The organism is Inquilinus sp. NPDC058860, from assembly GCF_042743185.1.
Taxonomy (GTDB): domain Bacteria; phylum Pseudomonadota; class Alphaproteobacteria; order DSM-16000; family Inquilinaceae; genus Inquilinus.
Window position 1 is genome coordinate 28,123 of sequence record NZ_JBHYMS010000048.1, and the last position, 14,408, is coordinate 42,530.

Genomic DNA, 14,408 nt, shown 5'->3' on the forward strand with positions numbered 1-14,408 from the left:
CACGTGGAGATAGGGTAGGGACGAGAACGGAACAAGGTCAAGCCGATGCGCCGGGGGCATGCCGGTCCAGCGTCTCCTGCGGCAGTTCCATCAGCCTCGGCCCCTCGGTCCACAACAGCCCGCAGCGCACTGTCCGGCCTGGATAAACCAGCCGCAGCGCGGCGCGGTAGGCGGCCATCTGCACCAGATAGGCGCGCGGCACCGCGGTGACGCTGGCCGGCGGCGGCCGGTTGGTCTTGTAGTCCACCACCAGCACCGAATCGGGCGTCACCACCAGCCGGTCGATCTGGCCCGACAGGGCGCGGCCCTCGACCAGGCCGACCACCGGCACCTCGGCCCGGCTGCCGGGGCCGAACAGGGGCTCGAAGCCGGGCTCGTCGAGGACGGCGAGAGTCGTGGCCACGATCTCGGCCTGCTCGGCCTCGTCGCGGCCGTGCTGCGGCCGGGCCAGGTAGCGCCGCGCCGCCGCCTCGCGCGCCTCGGGCGGCAGGTCGGGCAGCGCCTGCAGCAGGGCGTGGATCAGGGCGCCGCGGCGGAACCGGCCCTGGTCGCTGCCCTCCAGCGGCGACCGGGCCGGCGGCTCGGCCTCCGGCCGCGACGGGGTCAGCGGCCGGGTCGGGTCGGGCTCCGGCGGCGGCGGGCGGTGCAGCCAGTCCGGAGGCGGAGCCTCGGCCTCCGTGGAGGGCGCAACCGCATCGGGCCCGGCGGGCCGGTCGGCCTGCGGCCGGTGCAGGCGCAGCCCTTCGCCTTCGATCCCGTCGATCGCCACCGTCGCGGCCTCGGCCAGCGTCGCCAGCCCGTCGCGGACCAGATGGTACCAGCAGCCCTCGGCCGGCTTGCCGCGCTCTGTGGCGTAGTGGCCGCACAGATACAGGCGGTCCTCGGCCCGGGTCAGGGCTACATACAGCAGGCGGCGGTATTCCTGATCGCGGCGGCGGTCGGCACGCTCCATCGCCTCGCGATAGACCGGCGGCCGGCTGGCCGCGCGCGGCGCCCACAGCGGCACCGGCAAGGCCTCGTCCGGCCATAGGATCTTCTCGCCGGCCCGGGCGCCGCCGCGCGGCATGCCGACCAGGTCGGGCAGGATCACGATCGGCGCCTGCAGGCCCTTGGAGCCGTGCACGGTCATGATCCGCACCTGGCCGTCGCCCTGCTCCTGCTCGCGCTTGACCTCGGTCTCGCCGGTTTCCAGCCAGTGCAGGAAGCGCTGCAGCGACGGCGGCAGCTGCCGCTCGAAGCCCAGGGCCAGCGACAGGAGCTCGTCCAGCGGGTCCTCCGCCTCGGGTCCCAGCCGGCCCAGCATGGCCCGGCGGCCGGAGGCGGCATCGCCCGGGCAGGGCCGGGCCAGCACGCCCGAGAACAGCTCGAACGGCGCCTGGAAGTCGACCCGGTCCAGGATCTCCGACAGCCAGGCGCGCGCCGCCTTCACCGCCGGGTCGGGCGAGGCCGCCATCGCCGCCCACAGCGTGCCGCGCCGGCCATGGGCCAGGGCAAACAGCCGGTCGTCGTCGAAGCCGACCAGCGGGCCCTTCAGCAGCTCGGCCAGGGAGAGGTCGTCCTCCGGCAGCAGCAGGAAGCGGGCCAGCGCCATCAGGTCCATCACCGCCAACTGCTCGGTCAGCACCATGCGGTCCATGCCGCCGACCGGGACATTGGCCGCCTTCAGGGCCCGCATCAGCTCGACGAAGAAGCGGTTGCGGGTGCGCACCAGGATCAGCACGTCGCCGGGCCGGATCGGCCGGCCTTGCGATTCCAGGATCGTGCCATCGCGCAGCCAGCCGGCGATGCGGGCCGCGATCAGCCGGGCCAATCGCGCGCCGGGGTCGCTGATGCCGCGCTGCTCGGTCGGCGGCTCCCAGGCCGGGGGCTCGTCGCTCTCGCTGGGCCCCAGCAGCGGCCACAGCTCCACCAGCCCGCCATGCAGCCGCCGGCGCTCCGACACGAAATGGCGCGGCGGCTCCGGCGCCACCCCGTCCAGCGCCGGGTCGCGGGCGAAGACCGCGTCGACCAGCTCCAGCACGGCGGAGACCGACCGGAACGACGTCTCCAGCGGGATGGTGTGGAACGGCCGCTCGGCCTCGCGGCTGCGGCGGTCGAACAGGCCGTGCACGCGGCTGAACTCAGCCGGGTCGGCGCCCTGGAAGCTGAAGATCGACTGCTTCTCGTCGCCGACCACGAAGACGGTGCGATCGACATCCTCGCGGGCGCCCAGCCCGGCGAAGAACTCCGCCGTCAGCGCCTCGACCACGCGCCACTGCTCCGGGCTGGTGTCCTGCGCCTCGTCGATCAGCACATGGTCGATGCCGCCATCCAGCTTGAACAGCACCCAGGCCGACTTGCCCGGCCGCTCCAGCAGGTCGCCGGCCTGCAGGATCAGGTCGTCGTAGTCCAAAAGGGCGCGCCGCGCCTTCTCCGCCCGGTAGCGCTCGATCAGCGCCGCGCCCAGCGCCAGCAGCGCCCCGGTGGCGTCGGCGGTCTCGGCGGCGCGCAGCCGCTCGGTCAGCGCCAGGATGCGATCCGCCTCCGCCTGCAGCGCCTCCAGCACGCCGGGCACGGCGGCGACCGCCTTGGTCGCCAGTGCCTTGTATATCGTGCCTTCCTTGGTCAGGAAGGCGCGCAGATACTCGCCCCAGCGACCGACGCGGCCGTCCGCATCCTCCAGCCAGTTGGCGATGGCGGTGCCGCGGTCCTGGTCTTTCGTCGCGCTGCTGTCCAGCAGGGCGTAGGCCGCGGCGCGCACGGCATCGCAATCGAGGGCCGAATCGGCGCAGGCCTCCCGCAGCAGGCTGTCGGCCGTGGCGCCCTCGGGCAGGTCGAGCAGGCGGCGGATCTCCGCGACAACGGAGTCCAGCCCGCCATGCTCGTCCAGCAGGCGGGTCAGCTGGCCGCGCTCGGCCACCAGGGCGCGCACGATCTCGCCGAACTCGTCGGCCCCGACCGCGGCCGCCACCCGGTCGACGGCCCAGCCGAGCTCCGGATCCTCCAGCACCTGGCGGCGCACCCGCTCCAGCATCTCGGCGGCGCTGCGGTCGTCGATCAGCTCGAATTGCGGTGGCAGCCCGGCCTCGACCGGGAAGCGGCGCAGCAGCGACTGGCAGAAGCTGTGCACCGTCTGGATCCGCATCCCGCCGGGCACGTCCAGCACCCGGGCGAACAGCCGCCGCGCCTCGGTCTGCACCGCGGTGGCCGGCGGCGCGCCCATCAGGTCGGCCAGGGCCAGCTGCAGCGCGTCGTCCGGCATCGTCGCCCAGCGCGCCAGGGTGACGGCGATGCGGTTCGCCATCTCGGCCGCGGCGGCCCGGGTGAAGGTGATGCACAGGATGCGGTCGGGCGGCGTGCCCGCCAGCATCAGCCGCAGCACCCGGTCGGTCAGCACCTTGGTCTTGCCGGTGCCGGCCGAGGCGCCGACCCAGACCGAATGCTGGGGGTCGGAGGCGCGGCGCTGCGTCGCCGTCGGGTCGGGGCGGATCACGCTCATCCCTCGCCCCCTGCCGACCATTCCTTGACCCGCGCCAGATGGGCGTAGTCGGAGAAGCGCGGCGCCAGGCCGCGGGGCTGCGACAGGTAGGGCGTCTCCGGCAGGTCGAAGCGGGCGACGAGGCCCAGGAGGCCGGCCAGTGCCTGCTCGGCCAGGGCGGCGAGGTCGCCCTCGGCCGGCTTCACCGGCTTGATCTCGCCGGCGGTGGCGGCGCCGGACAGGCGCCAATGCTCCAGCCCGGCCACCAGCACACCTTCGGGCACGCCCTGGAAGCCGCCGTCGCGGATCATCATCGCCTCCAGCGGCAGTTGCGGCTGGTGGCCGGCCAGGATCTGCTCGTTCGACGGCACCACGCCGGTCTTGTAGTCGACCACCACCAGCCCCTCCGGCCCCTGGTCGATGCGGTCGGCGACGCCGGACAGGGCGAAGGGCCCGCCCGGGGCGGGCAGGGTGACCAGCCCCTTCTGCTCGGTCAGGATCGCCCGCCGCCCGGCCGCGCGCAGCCGCGCCTCGGTCGCGACGAACCAGGCGGCGATGCGGGCGAAGCGGGGCCACCAGAAGGTGCGGATGTCCGGCCCCGGCGGCAGCTTGGCGAACTCCGCCCGGCCCAGCGCCAGCAGCCGGTCCAGCGCGTCGGGCGGCAGCGTGTCGGGATAGGCCTGCAGGAAGGCGGCCAAAGCGGCATGGATCGCGGTGCCGCGCTCCGACGCGCCCGGCTCGGCCTCGATCGGGTCCAGCCGCTCCAGCCCCAGCACCATCCGGGCATAGATGGCGTAGGGGTCCTGCATCCAGACCGAGATCTGGGTGACCGACAGCCGCCGCGGCCGGGCCTCGACCGGCGGCTTCGGCCGGGGCGGCGCCACCGGCCGCACGGCATCCGGCTGGTCGATGTGGCGGGCCAGGGCGCGCCAGTCGCGCGCCGGCGGCGTCAGGGCCAGGCCGGCACCGTCCAGCACCGCCTGCAGCCGCAGCAGCCAGCGCGACGGCACGGTCGGGGTGCCCTCCACCTTCTCCGCCCGGGTGAGGTAGACCTCGGCCCCGGCGGCGGCCTGGGCGAAGTCGTTGGCGGCCAGGCCGATCCGCCGCTCCGGCGCCGGCAGGCCGAAGTCGCGCCGCATCGGCCGCGACAGCCAGGGATCGGCGGCGGGCGCGGCCGGCCAGGTGCCCTCGTTCAGCCCGCCCAGCACGATGCGGTCGAACCGCGCCATCCGGGCCTCGACCGGACCCAGGATCGCCAGCCGCGGATGCCGGCCCCAGCGCGGCCGCACCACCGCCCCGTCCATCATCGCCTCGAACAGGCCGGGCCAGTCCGGACCGGGGATCGCCGGGAAGCCGTCGAAGCCGGTCAGCAGCTCCTCGGCCAGGACCTGCGCCGCCTCGCCGTCCTCGGCGCGCCACAGCCGGGCGGGGCCGGGCTCGACATCCGTTGCTGCCAGCGCCTCGGCGCAGGCGATGTGCAGCCGCAGCAGCTCGGCCGGGGATTGGGCGTCGGCGCGCACCGCGTCGACGAAGGGGCCGAGGACGTCGCCGACCTTGTCGAGCCAAGCGGCGAGCGCCGGGCCGGCGCCGCTGGCCGCCAGCGCCGCCTTGAGGCCGGCGATCCCCGGCTCCGGCGCCGGGCCGCGCAGCACCTCGCGCTCCAGCCGCCGCAGCGCCTCGCGGAACAGGCCGATCGGCTCGCCGCCGGCGGCCAGCGGGTGCTTCAGCAGGGCCAGGACCGACAGCGGCGAGGCGTCGCGGAAGGCGATGTCGCCGACCAGCCGCAGATAGGCGCCGACCGGGGTGTCGGCCAGCGGCCGGCCGGCCGAATCGTCGACCGCCACCTGCCAGCGGGTGAGATGGGCCGCCACCCGGCGGGCCAGGTCCCGGTCCGGCGTCACCAGCGCGGCGGTGCGGCCCGGCGTCTCCAGCACCTCACGCAGCAGCAGGGCGATGACGCCCGCCTCCTCCTGCGCCGTGGCACAGTCGATCCGCGTCAGCCCGGCCAACGCCGCGGCGTCCAGCCCGGCCGGGCTGCGCCAGGCATCGGTGGTGGCGGCGGGGCGCATCACCTCGCGCAGCAGCACGGTGCGGTCCGGCCCGCCGGTGGCCGGGGCCGGCCAGTCCGCGACCGCCGTCCGATCGACGCCCAGCCCTTCCAGCATCCGCTTCAGCGGCTGCTGCGGGTGACCGTCGTCGAGCTGGTCCCAGCTCTCGCCGTCCATGAAGCGGTCCAGCCCGGGCAGCACCAGCGCGCCCTGCGGCAGCGACGCGACCACACGCAGCAGCGCGATCTCGGCCGGGTTGGTGCCCAGGAGGCCGGCGGCGATCACCGGCTCGGCCGGCGGCGCCGCCTTCCAGGCCTCGGCTTGGGCCAGGGTCAGCCGGGCGCGCCATTCGGCGGGATCGAGCGCGTCGAGGGCCTTCAGCATCTCGGGCCAATGCGTGGTGACGATGCCGAGGAACGTCAGCGTCTCCTGCCAGTGCTCGGCCAGCTCGGCCGGGACCAGCCCGTCCAGCCGGTCGAAGCCCAGCCCCTCGGCCTGCACCTCGTCCAGCAGCCGGGCCAGCGCCGCCGCCAGATGCATCGCCTGGTCGGCGCTGATCTGGTCCGGCCGGGCCAGGATCAGCCGGGCCAGCAGGATCTGGCGCTGCCGCGGCTGAATGGCCGGCGGCAGCGCCAGCGCCTCGGCCACGGCCGGGGTCTCGCCGGCCACCAGGCCCAGCGCGTCGGCGTCGATGTCGCCGACCGGCAGCAGCCGGGGCAACAGCAGGGGTTTGCCCTCCGCCGCGCGCAGAAAAGCGTCGCGCAGCGTGGTGCCGGCGCGCCGGCCCGGCAGCAGCACGGTCATGGCGCCCAGCGCCAGCGGGTCGCCCGCGGCCTGGGCCAGGAGACCGCGGGCCAGGGCGTCGGCGACGCCGCCGCTGGCCGGAATCGTATACACAAGCGGGGTCATGCGCCCTCGCGCAGGGTCCGCGCCAGGGCCGCGCCGCGGCCGCCCAGGCCGATGATCACCGCGGTCCGGCCATCGCCCCGGCCCTGGGCCAGCTCGATCTTCAGCCGGTCGGCCGGCAGCAGCGGGCCCAGCCGGTCCGGCCACTCCACCAGGCAGATGCCCAGCCGCGCCTCGTCCCAGCCCAGCTCCAGCACCTCGTCGGGCGCCGCCAGCCGGTACAGGTCGAAATGCCACAACGGGCCGGCCGGCAGGTCGTAGGACTGGACCAGGGTGAAGGTCGGGCTCGGCACCTCCAGCCCCGGCTCGCCCGAAGCGGCGCGGATCAGGGCCCGGGCCAGGAAGGACTTGCCGGCGCCGAGATCGCCGGCCAGGAGGACGATGTCGCCCGGCTGCAGCAGCGCCGCCAAGCGCGCCGCCAGGGCTGCGGTCGAGGCTTCGTCCGGCAGGTCGAGGGTGAATCGGAACATCGGCCGATTGTTCGCATAACCGGACCCATTGCGTCACGCCCGCGTCGCATCGCGATGGTGCGCGCCGGCGCGGAACCGGCTATCCCATCGGGGTATGGAGCTCCGGAGAACAGCCATGCCACATCGCACCGACGTCGCCATCATCGGGGCCGGCCCGGTCGGGCTGTTCGCGGTGTTCGAATGCGGCATGCTGAAGATGAAGTGCCATGTCGTCGACGTGCTGGACGTCCAGGGCGGGCAATGCGCCGCCCTGTATCCGGAAAAGCCGATCTACGACATCCCCGGCCAGCCGCGGATCGAGGCGACGGAGCTGATCGACCGGCTGGTGGCGCAGGCCGCGCCCTTCGCCCCGGTCTACCATCTCGGCCAGCGGGTCGAGACCCTGGCGCGGCAGCCGGACGGCCGCTGGCTGGTCGGCACCAGCGCCGGCACGCAGATCGACGCCGCGGCGGTGATCGTCGCCGCCGGGGTCGGCGCCTTCGGCCCGAACCGGCCGCCGCTGGCCGGGATCGAGGCCTATGAGAACCGCTCGGTCTTCTACATGGTGACGCGGAAGGAGGCGCTGCGCGGCAAGCGGGTGGTGGTGGCCGGGGGCGGCGACAGCGCGCTCGACTGGTCGATCCTCCTGGCCGACATCGCCGCCAATGTCATGGTGGTGCACCGGCGCGACAAGTTCCGCGGCGCGCCGGACAGCGTCGCCAAGCTGCATGCCCTGGCCGAGGCCGGGACGATCGAGCTGGTCACGCCCTACCAGCTGCACGGGCTGGAGGGGGCGGGCGGCCAGCTCTCCGCCGTCACCGTGGCGACGCTGGACGGCGAGGTGCGGCGGCTCGACGCCGACGTGCTGCTGCCCTTCTTCGGCCTGTCGATGAATCTCGGGCCGATCGCCGATTGGGGGCTGGCGCTGGACAGGAGCCACATCGCCATCGACCAGGCGACGGCGGCGACCAGCGCGCCCGGCATCTTCGCCGTCGGCGACATCGCCACCTATCCGCACAAGCTGAAGCTGATCCTGACCGGCTTCGCCGAGGCCGCCTCGGCCGCCCATGCCATCCATCCGCTCGCCCATCCGGGCGAGGTGCTGCATTTCGAGTATTCGACCACCTCGGGCGTGCCGTCAGCCTAATAGCTCCGCCGCGATCGGGTACAGCGAGGCGACCAGCAGCAGGGCCATGCCGAGGTTGAAGGCGCGGACCGCGGCGGGGGCGTGCAGCACCCGGCGCAGCGCCGTGCCGAACAGGGCCCAGAAGCCGACGCTGGGCAGGTTCACCAGCCCGAACACAACGGTGACGATCGCCAGGTTGCCCAGGAACCCGGCCTGCGGCGTGTAGGTGGCGATGGCGCCCACCGCCATCACCCAGGCCTTGGGGTTGACCCATTGGAACGCCGCGGCCTCGAGGAAGGTCATCGGCCGCCCGGCCTCGCCGCCGGCGGCGATCGGCCCGGACCGCGCGATCTTCCAGGCCAGATACAGCAGATAGGCGGCGCCGCCGTATTTCAGCAGCTCGTACAGCAGCGGCCAGGCGGCGAAGGCGGCGCCCAGCCCCAGCCCGACCGCCGCCACCATCACCGTGAAGCCGGCGGCGATGCCGACCATGTGCGGCACCGTGCGGCGGAAGCCGAAGCTGAGGCCGGAGGCGGTCAGCATGATGTTGTTCGGCCCCGGCGTGATCGAGGTGACGAAGGCGAACAGGATGAAGGAGGAGAGCAGCTCGGGCGTCATGGCCGCAGAGTGGAGCGGCCACGCGATCGAGACAATCGGAACATTGTCCCGGACAATTTCGCCGTAGAGAAGGGTCAATCTCCATGTCACCTTCCATGCCCGACCGAGCCGAGGAACCTCCGATGTCCCTGCCCGAATTCGCGCTCGAAGCCTATTTCGCGCGCTGGGAGTTCACCGCCCGCCACAATCTCTGCGCCTCCGACATGCAGTCGCTGACGCTGGCCGACCTCCTGGCCCTCGGCACGCCGGCGCAGCGCGAGGCCTGGGACCGGCTGTGGCTCGGCTACACCGAGACCGCCGGGGCGCCGTCGCTGCGGGCCGCGATCGCCGGCACGTATTCCGGGCTGGAGGCCGAGGACGTCGCGGTCACGGTCGGGGCGGGGGAGGCGATCTTCCAGTCGGTGCGGGCGCTCCTGGGTCCGGACGACCATGCGGTGACGCTGATCCCGAACTACCAGTCGCTCGAGGCGGTGGCCGCCGGCATCTGCGCCGTCACCGGCGTGCCGCTCGAGTCTACGCCCGACTCCGAACATGGCTGGTCGCTCGACCCGGACCGGATCGCGGAGGCGCTGCGGCCGAACACCCGGGTCATCATCCTGAACGTGCCGCACAACCCGACCGGCTGGCTGCCGCCGCGCCCGGTGTTCGACGCGATCGTCGAGCTCGCCCGGTCACGCGGCCTCTGGATCCTGTCGGACGAGGTCTATCGCGGGCTGGAGCGGCGCGAGGAGGACCGCCTGCCGTCGGCGGTGGAGCTCTATGAGCGCGCCCTGTCGGTCGGGGTGCTGTCCAAGACCTATGGCCTGCCGGGGCTGCGCCTCGGCTGGGTCGCCTGCCGCGACCGCGAGCTCCTGCGCCGGATCGTGCGGCAGAAGGACTACACCACGCTCTGCGCCCCGGCGCCGAGCGAGGCGCTGGCCGAGATCGCGATCGGCGCGCGCGACCATCTGGTGGCGCGCAGCCGCGCCCTGGTCGCCGAGAACCTGCCGCTGCTCGACGCCTTCTTCGCCCGCCACGCCAACCGGTTCGAATGGCAGGTGCCGGCGGCCGGCTGCATCGCCTATCCGCGCTATCTCGGCGGCGAGGGGGTGGACGCCTTCGCCGACGACCTGGTCGAGCGCTCGGGCGTGCTGCTGCTGCCGGCGCGGGTGTACCACTCCGCCCTCGGCCCGGTGCCGTCCGACCGGTTCCGCATCGGCTTCGGCCGGGCCGACCTGCCGCAAGCGCTCGAGGCCCTGGAGGCGCATCTCTCGGAATAGCCCTGCGACGCGATGGCGGAGAGGCGCGGCGGGGCCGCAGCGTGTAGGGTGCGGCCGGACCACCGGGAAGAGATCATGCTGCGCCGTCTCGTCTTCGCCCTTCTGCTGCTGCCGGCCCTGCCCGCGGCGGCGGCCGACCAGACCCTCGGCACCTTCCGCGGCACGGTCGCGGGCACCGGCGGCGAGACCGAGGCCATCGAGGGCTTCGCGCTGGCGGTGAAGGACGACCGCGGCCGCTTCGTGGTCGGCATGACCGCGACCGGGGAGGGGGTGATCCGCGCCCGTCAGATCCAGCTGCTGCTGCCGGCCGATGTCGCGCCGGGCGATCTCCCGGTCGGCAGCTACGATTCGGCCCGGCACGACAAGGACGGCAAGACGGCCGGCGCGCTCTACCTCGCCATCGGCGCGGACGGGTCGCGGGTGCGCGACTGCCGCCTGGTGCCGCAGGGCACGGTCGAGATCTCGGCCGTCTCGCCTTTCGCCGGCACGCTGAATTTCACCTGCCGCGATTCGGCGGAGGCGACGCTGTCGCTGACCTTCGACGCGGTGCCGGTGGATCCCAATCAGGTGGTCCCGTCCGAGCCGGCCGCGGCCTCGGCCGGTCCGGGCCGGGTCAGCACCAAGGTCGGCGCACCGGTCAACGCCACCATCACCGGCTCCGGCTCGGCCAAGCGCCAGGCCGCCGGCAGCCGCCTCCTGATGCTGTATCTGGAGCAGGAGCGCGACGTCCACGGCACCAAGCAGATGATGCCGGTCGGGGCCGTGGTGGTCGCGCTGCCGAAGGATGTGGCCCTCGGCGCGCACGATCTGAAGCCATTCTCCCAGGCGGTCGCGGCCGACAAGTCGGCGACCGACTATGGCGTGTCCTTCAGCCTGGAGGCGGGAGACGGCTCGATCGACGGCTGCGACCAGGCGGCGAGCGGCACGCTGACCCTGACCGGCCTCGATCCCCTCGCCGGCTCGGCCCGCTTCACCTGCGCCGACCAGAAGGACCTGTCGGTCGAGAGCGACTTCGACGGCATCGCGACCGAATAGCCCAAAGAAAAGCCCCCGCCGGAGGGCGGGGGCTGGTCTCGATCGGACCCCGGAGGGCGTGATCAGTAGCGGTAGTGGTCCGGCTTGTACGGGCCCTGGCTCGGCACGCCGATGTATTCGGCCTGCTTCGGGGTCAGCTGGGTCAGCTTGGCGCCGATCTTGTCCAGATGCAGCGCCGCGACCTTCTCGTCGAGGTGCTTCGGCAGGACGTAGACCTTGCGCTCGTAATTGGCGTGGTTCTGCCACAGCTCGATCTGCGCCAGCACCTGGTTGGTGAAGCTGGCCGACATCACGAAGCTGGGGTGGCCGGTGCCGCAGCCCAGGTTCACCAGGCGGCCCTGGGCCAGGACGATCAGGCGCTTGCCATCGGGGAACACCACCTCGTCGACCTGCGGCTTGACCTCCTCCCACTTGTAGTTGCGGAGGGAGTCGATCTGGATCTCGCTGTCGAAATGGCCGATGTTGCAGACGATGGCGCGGTCCTTCATCGCCCGCATGTGGTCGAGCGTGATGACGTCGACATTGCCGGTCGCGGTGACGAAGATGTCGCCGAGCGAGGCGGCCTCGTCCATGGTCACGACCTGGTAGCCTTCCATCGCCGCCTGCAGGGCGTTGATCGGGTCGATCTCGGTGACCATGACCCGGGCGCCCTGGCTGCGCAGCGAGGCGGCCGAGCCCTTGCCCACGTCGCCGTAGCCGGCGACGACCGCGACCTTGCCGGCCATCATCACGTCGGTGGCGCGCTTGATGCCGTCGACCAGGCTCTCGCGGCAGCCATAGAGATTGTCGAACTTCGACTTGGTGACGCTGTCGTTGACGTTGATGGCGGGGACCTTGAGGGTGCCCTTCTTCATCATCTCATACAGGCGGTGCACGCCCGTGGTCGTCTCCTCGGACAGGCCGCGGACCTCGGCCAGCAGCTCCGGATACTTGTCGTGCAGGATCTGGGTGACGTCGCCGCCATCGTCCAGAATCATGTTCGGGGTCCAGCCGCCCGGGCCGCGCAGCGTCTGCTCGATGCACCACCAGAACTCCTCCTCAGTCTCGCCTTTCCAGGCGAAGACGGGGACGCCGGCGGCGGCGACCGCCGCGGCGGCCTGGTCCTGGGTCGAGAAGATGTTGCAGGACGACCAGCGCACCGTGGCGCCCAGCGCCGTCAGCGTCTCGATCAGCACCGCGGTCTGGATGGTCATGTGCAGGCAGCCGACGATGCGGGCGTCCTTCAGCGGCTGCGACGGGCCGAACTCCTGCCGCAGCGCCATCAGGCCGGGCATCTCGGTCTCGGCGATCGCGATCTCCTTGCGGCCCCAGTCGGCGAGGCTGATGTCCTTGACCTTGTAATCGGTGAAGGTGGCGGCGTCGGGCATCGGGTGCTCCTCGAGGCAATGCGGAATTGCCGCAGGGTGTAGCAGCCGGGCCCGTCCGTCACAAGCATAAAGACATCTTTATATGTTTGATTTCGCCCGCCTGCACCCGACGCGCGCCGGTTGCGGTTGCGCCCGATGTTGCGTGTTCGTGCATGATCGTGCATGATTGCTCGAAACGAGGCAACGCCCATGACCGAGATCCTGCTGCCGGAGGAGCGCCGCCGCCGCCTCCTCGACCTGCTCGCCCTCGACGGCAAGATCCTGGCCACGGCGGCCAGCACGGTGCTGGGCGTGTCCGAGGACACGATCCGGCGCGACCTCAACGATCTCGCCCGCGCCGGGGCGGTGCGCCGCGTCCATGGCGGGGCGTTGCCGCTGACCCCCGCCACCGGGACTTTCGCCACCCGCGCGGGCGAACGGCCGGAAGCCAAGGCCGCACTCGGCCGGGTGGCGGCCGGGCTGATCCGGCCGGGCGAGGTGGTGCTGCTCGACGGCGGCACCACCATGCTGGCGGTGGCCGAGGCGCTGCCGCCCGGCCTGCATGCTACCATCGTCACCCCGAACCTGCCCGCGGCGCTGGCCCTGACGCGGCATCCCTCGGTCGAGGTGGTGCTGCTCGGCGGCCGGGTCGACAAGGCCGACCAGGCGACTGTCGGCACCTCGGTGCTGGCAGCGCTCGACGGTCTGCGCGCCGATCTCTGCCTGCTCGGGGTCTGCAGCCTGGATGTCGAGGCCGGGCTCGGCGGCATGGATCATGAGGAGGCGCTGGTGAAGCGGCGCATGGCCGGCTGCGCCGGCCGGGTCGCTGCCGCGGTGACCGCCGACAAGCTGGGCACCGCCGCCCCCTTCCCGATCCTGCCGATCACGCGGCTGAACGCGTTGATCACCGAGAAGGCGGCCGATGTTGCCCTTCTGGCCGCCTACCGCCAGGCCGGCCTCACCCTGATCCTCGCCTGACCGGAGCCCGTCATGACCAGTTTCGTCCAGACCGGGGAGACGACCGCCGATCTGCGCGGCGCGCGCCTCGCCACCCGCGCCATGTTCCTGATCTGCGGCACCGTCACCGCCAGCTGGGCGCCGCAGGTGCCGCTGGCCAAGGCCCGGCTCGGGATCGACGACGGCGTGCTCGGCCTCGCCCTGCTCGGCATGGGCGCCGGGGCGATGGTGGCGATGCCGCTGGCGGGGTTCCTCGCCGCCCGCTTCAGCAGCCGTCTGATCACGGCGCTCGGCGGGCTGGTGATCTGCCTGTCGCTGCCGCTGATCATCCTGGCGCCCGACGCCCTGCTGCTCGGCCTCGCCTTGTTCCTGTTCGGCGCCGCCACCGGGTCGATGGACGTCGCCATGAACGTCCAGGCCGCGGCGGTGGAGGCGCGCGGCGGCCGGCCGCTGATGTCCTCCTTCCACGGCATGTTCAGCGTCGGCGGGCTCCTGGGCGCGGGCGGTGCCAGCCTGCTGCTCGGCCTCGGCCTGTCGCCCCTGGCCGTGGCCCTGGTCGTCAGCGGCCTGATGCTGGCGCTGCTGGCGGTCCAGGCCGGATCGATGCTGCCGCCGGAGCGCGGCCCGGCCCAGGCCGGGATGCGCTTCGCCCTGCCGCGCGGCATCGTGCTGGTGCTCGGCCTCCTGACCTTCGTGCTGTTCCAGGCCGAGGGCGCGGTGCTGGACTGGAGCGCCGTGTTCCTGCATGAGGCCCGAGGCCAGGATCCGGCGGTGGCCGGGCTCGGCTACGCCATGTTCGCGGTGGCGATGGCGGTGATGCGGCTGGCCGGCGACGGCATCACCAGCCGCTTCGGCGGCGAGACCGTGGTCCGGCTCGGCTCCGCCCTGGCGGCGGCCGGCTTCCTGCTGGCGATCCTGGCGCCCTGGCCGGTGGCCGGGCTGATCGGCTTCGCCCTGGTCGGGGTCGGCGCCGCCAATGTCGTGCCGGTGCTGTTCAGCGCCGCCGGCCGGGTCCCGGGCATGGCCCCGGGGCTGGCGATCTCGACCATCGCCACGCTCGGCTATTGCGGCATCCTGGTCGGCCCGGCGGCCATCGGCTTCATCGCCGATCATCTCGGCCTGCCGGCCTCGCTGGGGATCGTGGCGGCGCTGCTGGTCGCGACCGCGGCCTCGGCGCGGGCGGTTCGGATCTAGGGCAGATGGACCT

Annotated in this window: 10 protein-coding genes; 5 read left to right on the forward strand and 5 right to left on the reverse strand. The window is 73.1% G+C overall.

Annotated features, from left to right (window positions below):
- Positions 1-37 precede the first annotated feature (37 nt).
- The 3 genes from addA to tsaE are packed head-to-tail and all read right to left on the reverse strand — an operon-like array spanning position 38 to position 6,881.
- Positions 38-3,478 (reverse strand): double-strand break repair helicase AddA, encoded by a 3,441-nt coding sequence (gene addA, locus ACFW16_RS26710; protein WP_380310830.1) that lies wholly within the window; start codon positions 3,476-3,478, stop codon positions 38-40.
- Positions 3,475-6,414: a double-strand break repair protein AddB gene (gene addB, locus ACFW16_RS26715; protein ID WP_380310832.1), complete on the reverse strand. Its 2,940-nt coding sequence runs from the start codon at positions 6,412-6,414 to the stop codon at positions 3,475-3,477. The genes addA and addB overlap by 4 nt, the downstream gene beginning before the upstream one ends.
- Positions 6,411-6,881, reverse strand: a complete 471-nt coding sequence (tsaE, locus tag ACFW16_RS26720) for a tRNA (adenosine(37)-N6)-threonylcarbamoyltransferase complex ATPase subunit type 1 TsaE (protein WP_380310834.1) — start codon at positions 6,879-6,881, stop codon at positions 6,411-6,413. Before tsaE ends, addB begins: the two co-directional genes overlap by 4 nt.
- A 115-nt stretch (positions 6,882-6,996) precedes the next feature.
- On the opposite strand from tsaE, the gene ACFW16_RS26725 reads away from it, so the two are divergent.
- On the forward strand, positions 6,997-8,007 hold the full coding sequence (locus tag ACFW16_RS26725) for an NAD(P)/FAD-dependent oxidoreductase (protein ID WP_380310836.1): 1,011 nt from the start codon (positions 6,997-6,999) through the stop codon (positions 8,005-8,007).
- Here ACFW16_RS26725 and ACFW16_RS26730 read toward each other — a convergent pair.
- Positions 7,999-8,604, reverse strand: a complete 606-nt coding sequence (locus ACFW16_RS26730; protein ID WP_380310838.1) for a LysE family translocator — start codon at positions 8,602-8,604, stop codon at positions 7,999-8,001. The genes ACFW16_RS26725 and ACFW16_RS26730 overlap by 9 nt on opposite strands.
- 122 nt (positions 8,605-8,726) lie before the next feature.
- Here ACFW16_RS26730 and ACFW16_RS26735 point away from each other — a divergent pair, with 122 nt between their 5' ends.
- Positions 8,727-9,863: an aminotransferase class I/II-fold pyridoxal phosphate-dependent enzyme gene (locus tag ACFW16_RS26735; protein WP_380310840.1), complete on the forward strand. Its 1,137-nt coding sequence runs from the start codon at positions 8,727-8,729 to the stop codon at positions 9,861-9,863.
- Positions 9,864-9,938: 75 nt separating this feature from the next.
- Positions 9,939-10,898 carry a hypothetical protein gene (locus tag ACFW16_RS26740; protein WP_380310842.1) on the forward strand — a complete coding sequence of 320 codons (960 nt, stop codon included), beginning with the start codon at positions 9,939-9,941 and terminating at the stop codon, positions 10,896-10,898.
- A gap of 62 nt (positions 10,899-10,960) precedes the next feature.
- Here the strand turns inward: ACFW16_RS26740 and ahcY are convergent, their stop codons facing one another.
- Positions 10,961-12,265: an adenosylhomocysteinase gene (ahcY, locus tag ACFW16_RS26745; RefSeq protein WP_380310843.1), complete on the reverse strand. Its 1,305-nt coding sequence runs from the start codon at positions 12,263-12,265 to the stop codon at positions 10,961-10,963.
- A gap of 189 nt (positions 12,266-12,454) precedes the next feature.
- Here ahcY and ACFW16_RS26750 point away from each other — a divergent pair, with 189 nt between their 5' ends.
- Together ACFW16_RS26750 and ACFW16_RS26755 are read left to right on the forward strand one after the other, a co-directional pair.
- Positions 12,455-13,222: a DeoR/GlpR family DNA-binding transcription regulator gene (locus tag ACFW16_RS26750; RefSeq protein ID WP_380310845.1), complete on the forward strand. Its 768-nt coding sequence runs from the start codon at positions 12,455-12,457 to the stop codon at positions 13,220-13,222.
- Between the two features lie 12 nt (positions 13,223-13,234).
- A complete protein-coding gene (locus ACFW16_RS26755) occupies positions 13,235-14,395 on the forward strand; it encodes an MFS transporter (RefSeq protein ID WP_380310847.1) in 1,161 nt (386 codons plus the stop codon).
- The last annotated feature ends 13 nt before the right edge of the window (positions 14,396-14,408 follow it).